This window comes from Thiorhodovibrio winogradskyi, assembly GCF_036208045.1.
Taxonomy (GTDB): Bacteria; Pseudomonadota; Gammaproteobacteria; order Chromatiales; family Chromatiaceae; genus Thiorhodovibrio; species Thiorhodovibrio winogradskyi.
In genome coordinates, this window is record NZ_CP121472.1 from 4216410 (window position 1) to 4235393 (window position 18984).

15 protein-coding genes are annotated in these 18984 nt (G+C 61.2%); 3 read left to right on the forward strand and 12 right to left on the reverse strand.

The features are described from left to right. Window positions 1-19 precede the first annotated feature (19 nt). From Thiowin_RS19210 to trxA, 9 genes are all read right to left on the reverse strand, one after another. Window positions 20-574, reverse strand: a complete 555-nt coding sequence (locus tag Thiowin_RS19210) for a hypothetical protein (RefSeq protein WP_328984572.1) — start codon at window positions 572-574, stop codon at window positions 20-22. A gap of 57 nt (window positions 575-631) precedes the next feature. Next, entirely contained in the window at window positions 632-1831 is a 1200-nt protein-coding gene (gene nifV / locus Thiowin_RS19215; protein ID WP_328984573.1) for a homocitrate synthase, read from the reverse strand. Between the two features lie 256 nt (window positions 1832-2087). After that, window positions 2088-3443 carry a magnesium transporter gene (gene mgtE / locus Thiowin_RS19220; RefSeq protein ID WP_328984574.1) on the reverse strand — a complete coding sequence of 452 codons (1356 nt, stop codon included), beginning with the start codon at window positions 3441-3443 and terminating at the stop codon, window positions 2088-2090. A gap of 114 nt (window positions 3444-3557) precedes the next feature. Continuing rightward, window positions 3558-4598: a M14 family metallopeptidase gene (locus tag Thiowin_RS19225; RefSeq protein WP_328984575.1), complete on the reverse strand. Its 1041-nt coding sequence runs from the start codon at window positions 4596-4598 to the stop codon at window positions 3558-3560. After that, the gene (locus Thiowin_RS19230) at window positions 4598-6019 is read right to left on the reverse strand and encodes a glutamate--cysteine ligase (protein ID WP_328984576.1); all 1422 of its coding nucleotides are present in this window, start codon (window positions 6017-6019) and stop codon (window positions 4598-4600) included. The genes Thiowin_RS19225 and Thiowin_RS19230 overlap by 1 nt, the downstream gene beginning before the upstream one ends. 69 nt (window positions 6020-6088) lie before the next feature. Next, window positions 6089-6757: an N-acetylmuramate alpha-1-phosphate uridylyltransferase MurU gene (gene murU, locus Thiowin_RS19235; RefSeq protein ID WP_328984577.1), complete on the reverse strand. Its 669-nt coding sequence runs from the start codon at window positions 6755-6757 to the stop codon at window positions 6089-6091. Further along, window positions 6754-8100, reverse strand: a complete 1347-nt coding sequence (locus Thiowin_RS19240; RefSeq protein ID WP_328984578.1) for a paraquat-inducible protein A — start codon at window positions 8098-8100, stop codon at window positions 6754-6756. The genes murU and Thiowin_RS19240 overlap by 4 nt, the downstream gene beginning before the upstream one ends. 39 nt (window positions 8101-8139) lie before the next feature. Next, window positions 8140-9396, reverse strand: a complete 1257-nt coding sequence (rho, locus tag Thiowin_RS19245; RefSeq protein WP_328984579.1) for a transcription termination factor Rho — start codon at window positions 9394-9396, stop codon at window positions 8140-8142. A gap of 219 nt (window positions 9397-9615) precedes the next feature. Next, entirely contained in the window at window positions 9616-9942 is a 327-nt protein-coding gene (gene trxA, locus Thiowin_RS19250) for a thioredoxin TrxA (protein ID WP_328984580.1), read from the reverse strand. Window positions 9943-10428: 486 nt separating this feature from the next. On the opposite strand from trxA, the gene Thiowin_RS19255 reads away from it, so the two are divergent. Continuing rightward, window positions 10429-11814, forward strand: a complete 1386-nt coding sequence (locus Thiowin_RS19255; RefSeq protein ID WP_328984581.1) for a DEAD/DEAH box helicase — start codon at window positions 10429-10431, stop codon at window positions 11812-11814. Between the two features lie 22 nt (window positions 11815-11836). Here the strand turns inward: Thiowin_RS19255 and Thiowin_RS19260 are convergent, their stop codons facing one another. The 3 genes from Thiowin_RS19260 to Thiowin_RS19270 all read right to left on the reverse strand — a co-directional run bounded on the left by Thiowin_RS19260 (window position 11837) and on the right by Thiowin_RS19270 (window position 15327). After that, window positions 11837-13894 (reverse strand): sensor domain-containing protein, encoded by a 2058-nt coding sequence (locus Thiowin_RS19260; protein WP_328984582.1) that lies wholly within the window; start codon window positions 13892-13894, stop codon window positions 11837-11839. Window positions 13895-14071: 177 nt separating this feature from the next. After that, on the reverse strand, window positions 14072-14776 hold the full coding sequence (gene yrfG, locus Thiowin_RS19265; RefSeq protein ID WP_328984583.1) for a GMP/IMP nucleotidase: 705 nt from the start codon (window positions 14774-14776) through the stop codon (window positions 14072-14074). A 17-nt stretch (window positions 14777-14793) separates the two neighbouring features. Further along, on the reverse strand, window positions 14794-15327 hold the full coding sequence (locus Thiowin_RS19270; RefSeq protein WP_328984585.1) for a hypothetical protein: 534 nt from the start codon (window positions 15325-15327) through the stop codon (window positions 14794-14796). Window positions 15328-15619: 292 nt separating this feature from the next. Here Thiowin_RS19270 and pta point away from each other — a divergent pair, with 292 nt between their 5' ends. Together pta and Thiowin_RS19280 are read left to right on the forward strand one after the other, a co-directional pair. Continuing rightward, window positions 15620-17776 (forward strand): phosphate acetyltransferase, encoded by a 2157-nt coding sequence (gene pta, locus Thiowin_RS19275; protein WP_328984586.1) that lies wholly within the window; start codon window positions 15620-15622, stop codon window positions 17774-17776. After that, on the forward strand, window positions 17773-18972 hold the full coding sequence (locus Thiowin_RS19280) for an acetate/propionate family kinase (protein WP_328984587.1): 1200 nt from the start codon (window positions 17773-17775) through the stop codon (window positions 18970-18972). Before pta ends, Thiowin_RS19280 begins: the two co-directional genes overlap by 4 nt. Window positions 18973-18984: the final 12 nt, after the last annotated feature.

Genomic DNA, 18984 nt, shown 5'->3' on the forward strand with positions numbered 1-18984 from the left:
GGCTGGGTCTGGTTCCGGATCAGGGGCGGCGCAGAACATGAAGATTGTCCCCGGCGCCCTCAATTCGCTGCTCAGTGACCAAAGTACGCGCCAGGCGCAGCAGGCTATCGATACCCAAACGTCCCTCGGTATCAAGCCGAGCGAGTGTCTCGAAGCGCTCCAGCGCCGCGCTCGCCCGTTCCAGTCGCAGTTCCAGATAGCCGGCGCCCTTGAGCGCCAGCAGCAAAAAGCGGGTCAAGGGCATGGCCTCTCGGCTCAGTACACGCAACTTCCTCTCATCGAGTTCGCGCCAGCCGCCAATCAGCCCCAGGTCACGGGCAGTCAAGAAAAGCGCCCGCTCGGCGACAATGAGCGCATCCTCCAGCCGGTGCTGGTAGTAATAGTAACGATAGAGCGCGACCAGCACCGACAGATGCTCGGGCGCCAGAAAATAAGCCCGCAGCAAGGCCAACTCGGCACTGGCTCCACCATCGCTGCCATAGTCGGTCGCGGCATCGTGCAGGAGCGCATCCACCTCCGCCGGCAGCGGGGCGTCGAAGTACATCTCCTGGCCGGTAAAATCGAGTAAATCCACAGCGATTCCGCCAATTGGCTGGTGATGGCTTGCAATGGAAGGCGCCGGGGGCGCGCTCTATTGCAAGCGCAGGCTGCCACCGGCGCCGGGGTCTATCTCCGAGAGAAAAGCGCGCAGATCGCCCGTCTCGGGCGAGCGCTTGTTTTCCGTCACGAAACGGCGCACACGCATCAGCAGACAGGCTGCCTGCTCTGCGCTCAAGGAAGTATTCAGCTGCTCGGCATAGGCGCGGCAGAGCGCGTGGCGGCCGGAATGCTTGCCCAACACCAGACGATGAGCACGGCCAAGCTCGGCCGGATCAATGCCCTGATAGTTGCGCGGGTCTTTCATCAGCCCATCGACATGGATACCGGCCTCGTGGGTGAAAGCCCCGGCGCCAATCAGACTTTTCTGCCAGGCGACTGGCCGGCCCGAGGCGCTGGCCACCAATTCAGACAGGCTCTCGAAATGGGTCAGATCGATGCCAGTCGCGCAGCCATGGACATGCTTCAAGCCGATCACCACTTCCTCGAGCGCGGCATTGCCCGCGCGCTCACCCAGGCCATGAACAGTTGTATTGACATGGGTGGCCCCGCCCCGCACGGCCGCCAGGGTATTGGCCGTGGCCATGCCGAGGTCGTCATGGGCGTGCATTTCAATCTCGCAGTCGCAATGGGCGCGCAGATCGCTGATGGCAGCGAAAACGCCGAAGGGATCCATCACGCCGAGGGTATCGGCATAACGCACTCGCCTGGCGCCGGCGGTTTGCGCGGTCTCAACCACCTGGCGCAGAAACTCGGGGTCCGCGCGCGAGGCGTCCTCAAAGCCAACGCCCACCTGAAAACCCGCGTCCAGCGCCCGCGGCACCTGGGTGCGAATTTGTTTGAGCACCCAGGCACGGTCGCGACCAAGCTTGCGCGCGATCTGCTGATCCGATACCGGAATCGACAGATCGATCAAATCGACCGGCAAATCGCGACTGACAGCGATATCTTGCTCGACCATGCGCGCCCAGACCATGAGTCGCGCATTCAGCCCAAGCTCGGCGACCGCCGCGATGGAGGCGCGTTCTTCCTCACCCATGGCTGGGATGCCGATTTCCAGTTCCGGCACGCCAAGGGCATCGAGTCCACGCGCGATCGCCAGCTTTTCATCGAGCGAAAAGGCCACCCCGGCGGATTGCTCGCCATCACGCAGGGTGGTGTCGTTGATGCGAACGGCAGCAGGCGCGATGCTCGGCGCGATCGCCGCAAGAGCCTCAAACGGATTGCTGGTCATTCTGGAGCCCTCCAACAGAGCCCGGAGCACGGATATCGCCTTTGAGTCGCCTGCGCTGGCCTGAGGCTCAACGTGCGGCGTCACCCCAGAGGAGCGAAAACACCTCTGGCAGAAAAGACCAAAGCAAAAGGCATGCCTAATCAAGAAAAAACCGCAAAATCAGGGAGAATGGATGCCCACGCGGCGTCATTTGCGCTCTTTGCGACAGCCCAACCGGTGCTCTTGTCGGCTTGGCTGCAAAATCGATTCAGACCCACTACAGCAAAAAGATTGTCGCCAATCCCAAAAAGGCCATGAACCCCACCACATCGGTGACCGTGGTCAAAATCACGCCACCTGCCAGCGCCGGGTCGATGCCGAAGCGCCGCAGCATCAGCGGCAAGAGCGCACCGGTGAAGGTAGCAACGAGCAGATTCAAGGCGATGGCCACAGCGATGATGAGTGCAATGTCACCACTACCAAACCACATAAAGGCGACACCTGCCACCACCAGGGACCAGATCAGGCCATTCAACAACGCCACGGCCATTTCCTTGCCGAGCAGCCAGCGGATGTTTTTGACCGAGAGCTGACCAATGGCGATGCCGCGGATGGCAAGCGTGAGCGTCTGAGTGCCGGCGATGCCACCCATGCTGGCAACCACCGGCATCAAAACCGCCAGCGCGACGATCTGCTCGATGGTGGCCTCGAAGCGGCCAATCACCCAGGCGGCCAGAAAAGCCGTGAGCAAGTTCACCCCCAGCCAAAGCGCGCGACGCCGGGCGCTGAGCAGCACCGGGGCGAACATATCCTCGGTCTCGCTCAAACCCGCCTGCCCCATGAACTGGTGCTCGGCTTCCTCGCGAATCAGGTCCATCACGTCATCAACCGTAATGCGCCCGAGCACCTGCCCCTGATCATCGATGACCGGAGCCGAGACCAGGTCGTGCGCCTCGAAGCGTTTGGCCACCTCGCGGGCACTGGTGCTCGCCAGGATGGGTGGCACATCCAGGGTCATGGCCTCGGCGACTGACTCATCCGGATCGTGCGTGAGCAAATGGCTCAAATAGAGAATGCCCAGGTAACGCCCGCCACGATTCACCACGATCAAATGATCGGTGAGATTCGGCAAGCCGTCCTTGTAGCGGCGCAGAAAGCGCATCACCACGTCGAGCGTCACCTCGGGGCGCACACTGACGGTATCGCTGTTGACCAGGGCCCCAGCGCTGTCCTCTGGATAGGCCAGAGAAATCTCCAGACGCTCGCGGCGCTGCTGGTCCAGGCTGTTGAGCACCTCCCAGGTAATGGTGCCAGGAAGGTCACGAATCAGCGCGGCCAGGTCGTCGGAGTCCAGCCCCTCGGCCGCGGCCAGGATGCGGTCCGAGCTCATGCGGCTGAGGATGTCATCGCGCACATCGTCGTGCAGATAGAGCAGCGCCTCGCCCTCGACACCGGGGTCAATCAGCTCCCATACCAGCTGGCGCTGAGGCGGCGGCAGGGATTCGATCACATGACCAATCTCGGCCGGATGCAGCGCATTGAGCATGCGCTGGGCTTTTTTGACCGAGCCTGACTCCAGTACGGCGTGCAGTGCATCAATGCGGTCACTCAGGGGATTTTTTTCGTGTTCCATGTGACGGATTTCCTGATTGTTTGGACCTCTTCTGTTGCCGCCCATGATGCCGGTTTCACACCCGCATCGACCCCGTGCCAGAGTGGTCTCAACACCGGCGGCGAGCCATCGCCATCAGACGCCGATGTCGTGGCGCTCCATCAGGTAGCACAGACAGTCCTGGCGAATGACCCGCTCGTCGCGGGTGAGCATCGAGGGCATGGCGGGGATGCGCAGGCGCAGCTCACCATCCCTGAGCTCAAAGAAGCGCGCGCCGACATCCTGGCCGTTTTCATCACGCACATCGAAGGCGGCCGCTTGGGCGGAACGCAAGCGGGCAAAGGGCGTACCAGGGGCAAGCTCGCGGAAGTTAAACTGCTCAAGCTCGGGCGACAAGAGGAGATCGGCAGCACGCGGGGGAAAACCGAATTTCACCCCAGTCGCGATCTTGACCTGGGCCACGGTATGAAAAAGATCGACATCCTGGGCGGGCGGCGGCTGATCGCTCAGTGACTCCAGCTCCAGACAGCTCTCGATGTAATGGCGCGCATGCTCGATGCCGTAGTGCTGGCCGGTCTTGCCACATTCGAGTGTCACCGCCGGGCAAAGCTCGGCAAAAGCTTGTGACTGCACCCCGCGCGGCCGGATGAAATACACCAGGGTGCGCGAGAAGAGCGCGGCAAGCTGCAAGAAGGGTGGCTCAATCCGATTCAGGCATCCATAGTGCGGGTTGTTGCCGGTATTGTTGTGCAAATCAATGCTGGCGAAGCAGCCGCGCGCGGCCATGCGCTCGACCACCCCGGCCATGATGGCATGTTCCGGCGTGGGCGCAAGCTCGCTGCCGGGCCAGACGCGGTTGAAATCCGGCTGCTCTGGCAGGTGGCGCAGACCAACGGCGGCCGCGGCCGGATTCCCAATAAACAAACTGAGCGCGCGTGGCAGCCGTCCTGCTCCACCCGGCCCGAGGCGCTCGCGCAACACCAGGCGCATGGCGTCCCAGCCAACGCTCTCATTGCCATGCATCAGCACCGAGACAAAGAGCGCTGGGGCGCGCTCGCCTGGCAAGTGGAGTAACGCCGGACCACCGAGAATGGACGCAAGCTCGTGACTGTCGCAGTCGAGCAGGCCTGGCGGGAGCTGGTAGAGTTCCAGTAATGACAATCTTGGCCGAGCCATTAGTCCAAGGTCCATTCGTGCACCGGGCGGCCGCATTCCTGATTGGCCAAATAGGCGAGAGTCAGCTCCTCCCAGCGCGGGCCATGACGCGCGACCCAGGCGCACTGCCAGGCCGAGCCCGTGCGACCAAGGCGAGCACGCGTGGCAATGATATCAAGCCAGTGGCGGACTTCGTCGCGATCAATGCCAAGTCGGGTCAGACCCTCGCGCGCCAGGGGAACCAGTTCATCCTCGATCAAGCGCGCGACCGGCACCTCGGCGCCATCGCGCCAGACCAGTCGCGCTCGCAGACCATGTTGGGCAGCGCGATAGAAATTGCGTTTGGCTTGCCAGAACCGCAAGCGGTCCTCCGGTGGTTGTTCGGCAATGGCAAGCCCGTGCAGGACACCGATAAAAAAAGCCGTATTGGCCAGATTGTCCGCCACCGATGGCCCGGCGGACAGCACCCGATGCTCCAGGCGCAGATGGGGTCTGCCATCGGGCTCGAAGCCGATCAGCGGACGATTCCAACGCCAAATAGTGCCATTGTGCAGACACAGATGCGTCAGGGCCTCGGGCGGGGACTCACTCAACTCTGGCAAGAGCACCGGGTAGCGACTCACATTGGCACGAAAGCAATCCATCACCGAGCCTTTGGCATAGCGCACACCAAATCCAAAGCGTTCCCGCAGCGCCGGGCCGCCAACGGACACCGCCTGCTCAAACAAGGGTATGCGGCTCTCGGCCCACAGCTCGCGGCCAAAGAGCAGCGGCGAATTCGCCCCGACCGCGACCATGGGCGCGGACAGAATCTTGGCCGCATTGTAATAACGCGCCGATTCCGCCGCCGCCATCTTGAGGTGAATCTGAAAAGCGGTGGCGGCGGCTTCGAGCATCACGTTGGGTTGGAGCAACTGGACCTGCTCCTCGCCGCTGATATTGACGCGAATTGGGAGATCTCCGCGCAGCGAAAAGATTTGTTCGTTCAGCGCATGAAAACGCTCACGTTCGGTCATGCGCGCAAGCACCAGGTGATCCGGGCGCAGGGTAGGCAAAATGCCAATGGCCACCACCCGCGCCCCATCTGCCGCCGCGGCCTGGCGGCAGCGAGCCAGGCGGGCGTCGAGCTCGGCGCCCAAGGTGCTAAAGGCATTGCCGTGCAACCGCCGGGGTGCGGTGTTGAGCTCAAGATTAAAGCGTGCCAACTCCGGCACCACGAGCGGATCATCAAGCGCGGCCAGCACCGACTCGATGGCATCCGCCGGAGCGCCATGGCGGTCGATCAGATAGGTTTCGAGTTCAACCCCCAGCTCGCGGGGGCCGGCAGCCAAGCCATCCTCGGCAAAGAGACGCGCTAGGTGGTCAGTTTCATGCTCCAGACGCCGCTGAAACTCGGCAAAGTCCGATGGCTTGAAGCGGCTGTCGGTGATGTCCTGACCCATGGTGATAATTTGGTGCGCTCTTGACAGCTGGGAACAGCGGGGGACAGCCGAGGACAGCTGGGCTAGAGCTCAAGCATTGGCCGTCAACAATTGCTCGAGCCGCGCCAGACGCTCGGGTGTGCCGACGTCCATCCACTGGCCTCGATGATGATAACCACCGGCGCAACCCTGATGAATCGCCTGATGCAACAGGGGTGCGAGTGGAAAGGAACCGGGCTGACAGTGAGCAAAGAGCGCCGGGTCATACAGGCCGACTCCGGCGAAGGTCAGCCGCCGTTGGCCTTGGCCGCACAGCCGACCATGATCGCCGAGGACAAAATCCCCTTGCGGATGCTGGGGCGGGTTATCGACCAACACCAGAGTCGCCAGATCGCCCGCGGCAAGCCGCGGCGCGCGATAGTCGATATCGGAGAATATATCGCCATTGGTGACCAGAAAAGGGCCTGGGCCAAGCAGCGGCAAGGCTTTGAAAATTCCGCCGCCGGTCTCCAACGCCTGCCCCTCGGGTGAGTAGCGGATGCGCGCGCCAAAGCGGCCACCATCGCCAAGCGCCTGCTCAATTTGGCCCCCAAGATGGGCATGATTGATGACCAGATCACAAAAGCCCGCGCGGACCAGGCGCTCGACCTGATACTGAATCAGCGGCTTGCCGGCCACCGGCAGCAGCGGCTTGGGGATGCTGTCGGTCAGCGGACGCATACGATGACCGCGTCCGGCGGCAAGGATCATGGCTTTCATGTCCGCGGCTCCCGTTTCGCCGCGTTGTCGGCTTCCAGCAGGGTGGAGAGGGTGAGACTGCCCATCACGAAGCTTAAAAACATAAAAAAGCCAATCGAAAGTTGTGTGCCGTTGGTGGTGAAAACATCCAGGCTAGCCGGCGCACTTTGACCGCCCGCCAACATCAGGAGTTGGCTGTCAATCAAGCCGTCAAAGCCAATGAAAGCCATGAAGACAGCCACCACCAGCACGTCCGCCATGGACCATTTGCCCGAACGCAGCGCAAAAAAGCGCACCAGCGCCGGCCAAACACCAACCGTCCCGGCTGCCGGAGCGCGATAGTAAAGCAGGCTGGCGAGGATTTTGAGCGTGGGAAACACCAGACTGAAGAGCGTGATCAGCACCGCGACCAGCAGCATGTCGGCGGCGCCGGTGCGGGCCAGTAGCAGCACCACATCCATGATGCTCTTGCTCTGAAAATACAGCACCTGATCGGTGAAGCGCACCGGCTGATCAAGCAGCAGAAAGCTCAGCTCGGTGATGCGGGCTTCGATTTCCAGCATGGGCGTGAGCACGCCGACGGCAAGTAGCACCAACACGGCGCCGGTCAGGAGCCCCAGCACCTCGGGCAGCAGGCGCCCGGCTGTTCGCGTCCAGAGCAAATTGAGCGCGAACAGGGCCAGCACCAGGCCAAGCAGTAAAAGCGCGTTTTGCCGACTGTGTTGCTCGCCCTCCTGGATACGGACGTTTAGCCACTCGGCACAGTCCACACCAGTTTCGCAGCCATGGCGCGTGAGAATGGCATTGAAAGCACTGTAGTCGACCCGCGCCAGACTGGTCGCGGCGGCCTGGTCGAGCAAACGGGTGAGATAGCCTTGAAGCTCGGCCCTAGTGTGAGGCTGCTGCAGTTCAAACAGCAGCTGGTCGGCATAATAGGGCACGCGCGCGCGCAGACTGTCGAAGTCAATCAGCCAATCCCGCACCCGCTGCTCCAGGCCGCCCCGCACCCGCTCAAGCAAGTTGCCGCCGGATTGATTGCGACGCTCCAGATAGCCCTGGATCTCCACCAGCAGGCGGTCGAGAATTTGCTCTAGGGCGCGTTTCAGGCCCGGGCGGCTGTCCTCGTTGATCTCGAAGCTGTCGATCTTGCGGGCAAGAATGTCCCCCAGCTGCTCCACCCACAGCTCGGCATTGAAGAGACCGTATTTGACATCGCGCAACTCAGCCAGCGCGCTTTTGTCCTGCTGCAAGGCGCGCAGGTCGGAGATGAGTACCACGGCCAGCCAGACCGCGACGCCGAGCAGCAGCGCGGACAGCACGGCAACCGCCAGACGCCGAGCCGGTGGCGGGCCAATGGAGGTCATGGCCGCGGCGCGCTCCAAACGCCCGGCCAGGCCCCGAGACTAGCCGCGCATGGAATCGAAGAACTCCCCATTGGTCTTGGTGTGCCTGAGCTTGTCAACCAGAAACTCCATGGCCGCGAGTTCATCCATGGGATGCAGAATTTTGCGCAAAATCCACATCTTTTGCAGCTCGGCCTGGGCCATCAGCAGCTCCTCGCGGCGAGTACCGGAACGATTGATGTGGATGGACGGGAAGATACGCTTCTCGGCGATGCGCCGGTCGAGGTGAATCTCCATGTTGCCGGTGCCTTTGAACTCCTCGTAAATCACATCGTCCATGCGCGAGCCAGTGTCGACCAGGGCGGTGGCCAAAATCGTCAGGCTGCCACCCTCTTCCACATTGCGCGCAGCGCCGAAAAAACGCTTGGGGCGTTGTAGCGCATTAGCATCCACGCCGCCGGTCAGCACCTTGCCCGAGGATGGCACCACTGTGTTGTAGGCACGTGCCAGACGGGTGATGGAATCGAGCAGAATCACCACATCACGGTTATGCTCGACCAGGCGTTTTGCCTTTTCGATGACCATTTCGGCCACCTGCACGTGGCGAGTGGCGGGTTCGTCAAAGGTGGAGGAGATCACCTCGCCACGCACCGAGCGGGCCATTTCAGTGACCTCTTCCGGGCGCTCGTCTATCAGCAACACAATCAGGTAACAGTCGGGATGGTTGTGCCCGATCGACTGGGCGATATTCTGTAGCATCATGGTCTTGCCCGCCTTGGGCGGAGAGACAATCAACCCGCGCTGGCCGCGGCCAATGGGTGCGACCAAATCAATGATGCGCGCGGTAATGTCCTCGGTGCTGCCATTGCCAATCTCAAGCCCGAGGCGCCTTTGCGGAAAAAGCGGCGTGAAATTCTCGAACAGGATTTTGTTCTTGGTATTCTCCGGCCGGTCAAAGTTAATGTCGCTGACCTTGAGCAGCGCGAAATAACGCTCGCCTTCTTTCGGTGGGCGAATCTTGCCGGAAATGGTATCCCCGGTGCGCAGGGCAAAGCGTCGAATCTGACTCGGCGAGACATAGATGTCGTCCGGGCCGGCAAGGTAGGACGCATCAGCCGAACGTAAAAAGCCGAAACCGTCCTGGAGAATTTCCAGCACGCCGTCGCCGGAGATATCCTCCCCACGCTTCGCCTGGACCTTAAGAATGGAGAAGATCAGGTCCTGCTTGCGCGAGCGACCCACCCCTTCGATCTCCATGGACTGCGCCAGTTCGACCAGACCCGGGATGGGCATTTTTTTTAATTCAGTGAGATTCATTAGAGGTGCTCGAAAACCGCATGGAAAAGGCCGCCGTCCGGGCAACCTTCGCAAGGTCGGCGGATGCGGTGCGGGATGTGGGCGAAGGAAGGAACGGCGTCGGAACCGACAACCGCGGGATCGCGACGGAGGTTGGGGCGAATAACAGGTCAGGAGATAGCTGTCGGGCGTCGCAACGCGCAGCCGAGAGCGTCGCCATGCACACCGTCGCGACGCGAGTTAGAGGTTGCTATCGATAAAGGCCGTGAGTTGGGATTTGGACACGGCACCGACCTTGATCGCCTCGGCCTCGCCGTTCTTGAACAAAATCAAGGTTGGAATACCACGCACATTAAAGCGCTCGGTAACGGCACGGTTCTCATCGATATCAACCTTGGCCACCTTAATGCGCTCGCCATATTCCTCGGCAATCTCTTCGAGGATTGGCGCAATCATTTTGCAAGGTGCGCACCAGTTGGCCCAGTAATCAACCAACACAGGTGTCGCGGACTGCAAAACATCCTGTTCGAAAGTGTCATCCGTTACATGGAGGATTTTATCGCTCACAGTGTACAGTCTCCATTGAGAGGTCAGCGTTTTAGTTTGGGATTGAGCGGTCGCACGCGCGCCTAGCGGTTGCCCGGCTGCAAGGTGACGCCATGCGGCAGCGACCAAGGCCTGGGAAATTGGGGGACATTTGGGGCGAAGCTTGCGCCCCATCATTCTGAATCCCGACCGACGCTGTCATGCCCGGCTTATCCGGATGACAACCCCGCTCACACTGCAGCACAGACAGCCGATTTATAACAGTGAATAACAGTTATTAACAGGTCTGACAGGGCAAGCTCTGTCAGCTAAGTTTTGGCAGGGTAAGTTTTGGCAGGGGCAAGTCTGACAGGATCAGCGGCGTTGGAACAAGCGGCAGGGAATGGCGCCCGCGATCTCGCCTTGTACCACACCCTCGGGTAAGATGCTATTTCAGCCAAAGATATCAAGTTTTGCAAGTCCTGTCGCCACCCGGCGGCAAAAAGATCGGAGCGATAACAGTTTTTCATGTCTGAAACCCATCTTACGGAAACCCGGTTCGACAGCTTCGCACTCGACCCGCGCATTCTCGACGGTCTGAACGAGGCCGGCTTCAGCTTCTGCACCCCCATCCAGGCCCAGGCCCTGCCCATTGCATTATCAGGCCGCGATGTCGCTGGCCAGGCGCAGACGGGCACGGGCAAAACCGCCGCTTATCTGGTCGCCGCCCTGCATCATCTGCTGCGCCACCCGCCCGACCCGGAGCGCCCGCCGCGCGGCCCGCGGGTGTTGATTCTCGCCCCCACGCGCGAGCTGGCGGTGCAGATCCACAAAGACGCCCTGGTGCTGGCCAAGCATACCGGCTTTCGCCTGGGCCTGGCCTATGGTGGCACCGGTTACCAGCAACAGCGCGATGAAATTGGCGCCGGAGTGGATATCCTGATTGGCACCCCCGGGCGGCTGATCGATTACTTCAAGCAGCGGGTGTTCGATCTCAAATCCATCTCGGTGGTCATCCTCGACGAGGCTGATCGCATGTTCGATCTTGGCTTTATCAAGGACATCCGCTTCGTCCTGCGCCGCATGCCGCCGCCCGAGGAGCGCCTGGGCATGCTGTTCTCGGCCACCCTGTCTTATCGGGTCACCGAGCTGGCCTATGAGCACATGAACGACCCCCTGATGGTCGAAATCCGACCGGACAAGGTCACCGCCGACCGTGTCACCCAGTGCTGCTACATGGTTGGCAATGATGAGAAAATCCCCTTGCTGATCGGCCTGCTGCGTGGTATTGACGATGGTCGGGTCATGGTCTTCATCAACACCAAACGTCAAGCCGAGCTGGTGTGGAGCTACCTGGAAGGCAATGGCATCGAGTCCGCCGTGCTCTCGGGCGACGTACCCCAAAAGCAGCGCCTGAGGCTGCTGCGCCATTTTCAGGAGGGCAAGCTGCCGGTGCTGGTCGCCACCGACGTGGCCGCGCGCGGACTGCATATTCCCGATGTCAGCCATGTGATCAACTACGATCTGCCGGAAGACCCGGAGGACTATGTCCACCGCATCGGGCGCACCGCGCGTGCCGGCGCGGCAGGCGATGCCATCAGCTTTGTCTGCGAGACCTATGCCTTTTGCCTGCCAGAGATCGAAGACTACATCGGCGCGAAAATTCCCGTGGGCACCCTGGGCGGCGAACTGCTGGCCGAGATCGATCCCTCAAGCCGAGTCCGCCCGCCACGGCGTAACACGCGCGAGCACGACGGCAAGAGTGGTCACGGGCATGATCATCAACATAAGCACAAATCCAAGCACAAGCATGATGTCCAGACGCTAGACAAAGCCGAGACGGATGCGGGCGAGAAACCGAAAAAGCGCCGGCGGCGACGGTCCAAGCCGAAATCCGATGCTTCGTCATCATAATGTGCATGAAGATTTGATGCCTTCAGTTTTCGGCCCGCGCCTGCTGATCAGCCCCGGCAGCAAACAGGTGGAAGCGGTTGCGACCGGTCGTCTTGGCCTGATACATCGCCTGATCGGCATGGCGCAGCAAGGTGTCCGCATCGGCGTTGTCGGCCGGGTATAGGGTCATGCCCAGACTGGCTGTAATCTGGAGCCGCCTGCCATCGATCAGCACCGGCTTAGCCAGCGTTTTCAGCACTCGCGCGGCCAAGGGCTCGCAGTCCTCGGCAGCGTTCAGTCCGGCGAACAAGAGCGCGAACTCATCGCCCCCGAGCCGCGCGATCATATCTTGGCCGCGCAGGATCTTAAGCAGGCGTTCACTCATGTTCACCAGCAGCAGGTCGCCAATGTCGTGGCCATGACTGTCGTTGATTGGCTTGAAGTCGTCCAGGTCAAGATAGCAGACGGCCAAAAGCTGGTTATTTCGCTGCGCATAAGCCATGGCCTGTCGCATGCGATCAGCCAGCAGCACGCGATTGGGAAGGCGCGTCAGGGGATCGAAGTGAGCCAGCTGTTCGAGCTTCTCTTGATGCATCTTGTTGAAGGTGATGTCCGAGAAGACAGCGATGTAATGCGTCGGCTCGCCCTGTTCATCACAGACCCGGGAGATGCTCATCAGACAGGCATAATGATGCCCGGCTTTGTGGCGATTCCAGATCTCCCCTTGCCAGTAGCCCCGCGCATCGATTGTCTGCCACATGTCGCGGTAGAAATCCTTGCCATGGCGTCCGGAGGCAAGAAAACGCGGATTGCGCCCCAGCACCTCGGCCGCGGCAAAACCGGTTATGCGATTGAACACCGGATTGACCTCGACAATGCGCACCGCCGCGTCACAAATGATGATGCCCTCTTGCGCATGATCGAAGACCCGCGCGGCCAGACGCAAGCGCTCCTCGGCCTGTTTGCGCGCGCTGATATCGAGCATCTGGGTCAGCATCACCTTACGATCCTGGAGACAGATCATGCCGGCATTGAATAGGCCATCATGAATCTGACCATCGCGATGGCGAATCTGAATCTCGACGCCAATCGCCGATCCGAGGGCCCGCACCTGCCGAACCATCCGTTCTCGCTGCTCGGGATGAACAAAGAGTTGCAAAGACTTTGAGCTGTGGCCAATAGCCTCGTCGCTGGTGTAGCCGGTCACGCGGCTAAAGGCGCCGTTGACTTCAAGAAAAACACCGTCATCTAGTCCGCTGATCGCCATCGCGACCGGACTTAAATGAAAAGCCTTGGCGAATTTCTCCTCCGAGGCGGCCAGTTGCGAGAGATCGCGGGAGACGCCGAACAGCGCCGGCTGCCCATTCCATCGACCAGCCACCACCCGGGTCTCCACGGGAATGGTGCCGCCGTCGCGACGCCGCAGCGGCACCGGGCAATGGTCCACCCGACCCGCCAGCATCTCGGCGACAATCCGCGCCGCCTCCTCCTGTCGGTCCTCGGGATGCAATAGGAGGACGGGCTGTTCGATCAGTTCATCGTGCCGATAGCCAAGACGCTCGACCGCCGCGGCATTGGCGTGCAGAACCCGTCCCTGGCCGTCGAGAATAAAGAGAAAATCGCTGATCGTATTGAAGAAATTTCGAAAATTAGCCTCCTGCTCGGCGAGGGAAACCTCCTTTTTTTGACACTCGGTGAGCAGTCGCGACGGCGCCTCGCAAAGCGCTTTCAATAGCGCATCGGCCGCAAGCACGCCCATGGCTTTGCCAGCCAGGTCCATCACCACGAGCGGCAGCGACGACTCGGCTTGGCACCGCGTCCAGGCATTGCGCGGGTCAAGCCCCTCGGTCAGAACCAGAAAGTCCGATGTCATCGCCTCGACCACGGATGCCGTCACCGGCAGGCCCCTCTGCCAGGCCGCCAGCAAGGTCGCTTGCGTCACCACGCCGAGCGGTTGGCGGCCTGGATCCATGACCAAGACAGTCGTTTGGCCGCCTGTTGTCACGAGCGTCAGGGCGTCGGACAGCGTCGAATCGTGCTCGAGAAAAACTTGCTCCGCATCGATGAGCGCACCGATGTTAATTGAAATGTCGCTGCTCAAGCTGGATCTCCGTTGAGTCGATCAGCCGGGATCGCCAAAGGGTCGAAGTCCGCATCGCCCTGGATGGCGCGCCCGATCACCGATTTGACGCCATTTTCGGCGCTAGGCCAAGCCCTGGTCACGAGCGCGGCCCGGCTCACAGATTGTCTCGGCAATATGCTAACCAAGCTCCACCTGCTACGGGGCCGATGAGCCCAACAACTCCGCAATCAATGGAGCAAACCCAAGCGCAGCAGGAAACTCGCTGATCCGCGCGGGCGGCAACTTGGAGTCCGGCTGCAACATGGCCAGCAACCAGCGCAAGCCATGATCCGCCGCTGCGCGCAGCACATCCAGATTATCATCCACAAAGAGCGTGCGCCGGGGATCGAAGGGCTCGACCTCTTGCAGGGCCCGCCAGAAGGGCGCGGCCTCCTTGGGATGCCTGAGATCGTGCGCGCTGATCACCCGCTCGAAATGCCCGGCCAGGCGCGTGCGTTCCATCTTGAGCGCCAGGGAGCGCGGATGGGCGTTGGTCACCAGCACCCGGCGCTTGCCCCGCGTCGCCAAGGCCTCCAAAAATTCCGGCACAAGCGGATGCACGGCGATCAGGTGCTCCACCTCGGCCTTGAGCAGCGCGATATCCAGCCCAAGCAACTCGCTCCAATGGTCGATGCAATACCAGGCCAGGGTGCCGCGCTTGGCGCGGTACTGAGCGAACAGAAACTCGCGCGCCTTCTCCAACGCCAAGCCGCGTGCCTCGGCATAACGTTTGGGCACATGCTCCAGCCAGAAATGATTGTCGAAATGCAGATCAAGCAGGGTGCCGTCCATGTCCAGAAAGACGCTGTCGATGGAGTCCCAATCGCGCTCGCTGACTGATTGTGTTTGCTGTCTTGGCATCGCTAACTGAGCCATCATCAATCGCAAAATCTCCTGAGATAATCCTGATACTCCGCGCGCTTATGGCGCAACCGCTGGCCCTCGCCGATTTTGTAACCGGCACGTAGGTTGCGGTTGACTTGTTCGAGCTGTTGCTCCTTCTTCCAGCATTTTTCCTCGCGGCGACGATCAACCGCCGCTGCCTTGCGGGCATCGCTGCTGGCCCCGCGCGTCCCGCTGGAGCGGTCGGTTGTTGCTCGCTCTTCCTTGAACACCTCGGCCGGGTCCGGTGGTGTCCAACCACTGGGGCGATCATCAATCTCCATCAGCAGACTCTCGTCACGTCCGTGACATGGAAATTGGCGAAACTCAATGCGCCCATCGGGCATGGTGCAACGATAGACGCTGGGCTCAATACTGGATCCGCCAGTGGATCCGCCAGTGGATCCGGTAGTGGGAGACTCAGCCGCGCGCGCTGGAAAGACGGCCACCAGATACGGCAAGACACCGCAGGCTAGAGCGCAGACACAGGCCATTGCGCGCCAAGTATTGAAGGCATGATGATTGTGCATCTTGTTCCTCTCGGCAAGATAGCTGGCGAGATGGCTGGCGAGATGGCTGGGGGGATGGTTGGGGGGATGGTTGGGGGATGGCTGGCCATCCGCGGCGGACGACGGGCCGCGGGACACCCTCTAAGCTCAGTCTTCAGCGACCAACCGCCCCGAATGAGGCTTGATTGTGGACTGCCAGGGTGCTTTTGTATACCGCAAGCTCGGAATTCCCACGAGACACAAAACGCCAACAATTCTAGAATGGCCGACTTTTCCTTCAGCGACCTTAATTTCTGACCACAGAGGTTTCAGCATGCAAAGCCTTTACATCGCCGGCGCCGGCTCAGGCAGCGGCAAGTCCGCTGTCGTGCTCGGCTTTATGGAGATGCTGACAGCAATCAACCAACGCGTCGGCTTCTTTCGCCCCATCGTCAACAAAAAAATCGACGACGACAACCTGACCACCCTGATCCGACAGCGCTACGACCTTCCCTTCGCCAATGACATGCTTTATGGCTGCACCGCCGGGCTTGCCAGCGAGTTGGTGGCCAGCGGCCATTACGACGAGTTGCTCAAGCTGATTCTCAACCGCTTCAAGTTGCTCGAGGAGAAATGCGATCTGGTGCTCTGCGCCGGGACGGACTTCGATGGCTTGGTGCCATCGCTGGAGTTCGACTTCAACGCCGACTTGGCGAATAACTTCGGCTGCACCATCGTGGCCGTGGTGAAAGGCTTCAGTCGCGGTCATGAAGAAACCCTCAACGCGGTGCAACTGGCGCATGAGTCCTTGATCAACCGCGGCGGCGATCTGCTCGCGACCGTGGTCAATGGCGTCAATCCCGACGATATCGATACCGTCCTCAGGCGCGCGCGTGCCGCCCTCCCCGAGGCGGAAACCGTTTATGTCCTGCCCTACATGGACACTCTGGCGCAGCCCACCATTGGTGAAATCGCCAAAATGCTCGGCGCCGACTGGCTCGCTGGCGAAACCGATGCGCACAATCAGGTGGTGACCAACTACAAGGTCGCCGCCATGGAGATCCCGGACTTTCTCGGCTATGTCGAGGACGGCTGTCTGATCATCACCCCGGGCGACCGCAGCGACATTATCCTCGCCAGCCTGGCGGCGGATGCCTCGGCCAACTTCCCGCGCGTCGCGGGATTGCTGCTCAGTGGCGGCTTGAAGCCCGCCCCGCATGTTCAGCGGTTGATCGAAGGTCTGCGCCGCAACAAGGTCGCCATGCTCAGCGTGCCGACCGATACCTTTACCACGGCTCTGGGCGTGCATCGGGTGGAATCCAGTATCCTGGCCGGCGATGATCGCAAAATTGCCGCCGCGCTCGGTCTGTTCGAGAACCACGTCGACGTCGCTGATCTGCACCAGCGCATTTTCAAACATCATTCGGTGCGGATGACGCCACTAATGTTCGAGTACGAGCTGATTCATCGCGCCAAGTCCGAGCGCAAGCGCATTGTGCTGCCCGAGGGCACCGACGAGCGCATCCTGCGCGCGGCCGAGATTCTCAGCTTGCGCGGCGTCGCGGACTTGATCCTGCTCGGTGATCCGGACAAAATTCGCCGCCGCATCGGTGAACTGGGTCTGCAACTCGATGGGATCAGCATCATCGATCCGGTGAATTCACCCGAGCGCGATCAATACGCAAACGTCTATTTCGAGTTACGCAAGCACAAGGGTATCTCCCAGCAGATGGCTCATGACGCGCTGGAAGACGTCAGCTATTTCGGCACCCTGATGGTCTATGTCGGCGATGCCGACGGCATGGTCTCTGGCGCCGCCCACACCACCCAACACACCATTCGCCCTTCGTTTGAGACCATCAAGACTCGCCCTGACACCAACCTGGTCTCCAGCGTGTTTTTCATGTGTCTGGCTGACCGGGTACTGGTCTATGGCGATTGCGCCGTGAATCCCAATCCGGACGCCGAGCAACTCGCCGACATCGCCATCACCTCCGCTGGCACGGCGGCCGCCTTTGGTGTCGAGCCGCGCGTGGCCATGCTGAGCTACTCCACTGGCGCATCCGGCAAGGGTGAGGATGTCGAGCGTGTGCGCGAGGCGGTGGCCATTGCCCGTGCGCGCCGCCCGGACCTGAAACTTGACGGGCCCATTCAGTACGATGCCGCCGTCGATGCGGTGGTGGCGCGCTCGAAAATGCCGGAAAGTGAAGTCGCCGGCAAGGCGACGGTGTTTATTTTCCCGGACCTCAACACCGGCAATAACACTTACAAGGCCGTGCAGCGCAGCGCCGGCGCGGTGGCCATCGGTCCGGTGTTGCAGGGTCTGAACAAGCCCATCAACGACCTGAGCCGCGGCTGCACGGTGACCGACATCGTCAACACTGTCGCCATCACCGCGATTCAGGCGCAGCAAGCCAGCGCCGAGCAGCGCGACGCCGACGCGCGCGCTCAATCCGAAACGCCCTCCCCCACACAGGAGCCCACCGCATGAAAGTTCTGGTCCTGAATGCCGGCAGTTCGTCGATCAAATTCCAACTTTTTGAGATCGCCGGCTGGTCAGTCGTGGCCTCTGGCAGCATCAGCCGCATTGGCGAGGAGGATGCACTCCTCAACCTCCGCTGGATCGAGGACGGCGGGCAGTCCCGGCAGCTCGACCAGCATCATCCCATCGTCAACCATCACGTGGCGCTGGAACAGATAGTCGCGCACTTGCGCGACACCGGCGCCCTGACCAAACAGGCTGAGCTCAAGGCAGTGGGCCATCGCGTCGTGCATGGCGGCGAGGCCTTTCACCTGCCAACGGTCATTGACGAGGATGTGATCACCGCGATTCGTCAGATGATCCCATTGGCGCCACTGCACAATCCGGCCCATCTCGATGGCATACTGGTGGCACGCGAACTCTTTCCCGGCGTGCCCCAAGTGGCGGTCTTCGACACCGCCTTTCATCAAACCATGCCGCGCACGGCTTACCGCTATGCCATCCCCGATGCGTTCTATCGCGAGCACCAGGTGCGCCGTTATGGCTTTCATGGCACCTCGCATGCCTATGTCGGCAAGCGCGCGGCGGCCATGCTTGGCCGCTCCTTCGACCGCGGCAACTTCATCACCCTGCACCTGGGCAACGGTGCCAGCGCCACCGCCATCCGTAACGGCAGCAGTGTGGACACATCCATGGGAATGACGCCTCTGGAGGGATTGGTGATGGGCACCCGCTGCGGCGACATCGACCCCGCCGTCCTGCTTTACCTGATGCAGCATCTCGGGCTGGACCATCAGCAAATCGACCAACTGCTCAATCGCCAGAGCGGCCTGATCGGGCTTTGCGGTGTCAACGATATGCGCGAAATCCATCGCCGCATCGAACAGGGTGACACCAAGGCCGAACTGGCCCTGGGGATCTTCTGCCACCGTCTGAAAAAATACCTTGGCGCTTACATGGCGGTGCTGGGCGAGGTGCACGCCGTGGTCTTCACCGGCGGCATCGGTGAAAACGATGCCGAGACGCGCACGCGCACCTGCGGCAAGCTGGAGCCGCTGGGAATCGTGCTCGACGAAACCGCCAACCGCGCCGAGTCAGGCGGCGAGCGGATGATCAGCAGCGCCGAGAGCCCGGTCAAGGTGCTGGTCATTCCCACCAACGAGGAACTTGAGATCGCCCAGCAAACGGTCGAGGCTGTCGGCTAAGGAGCTGTGGTC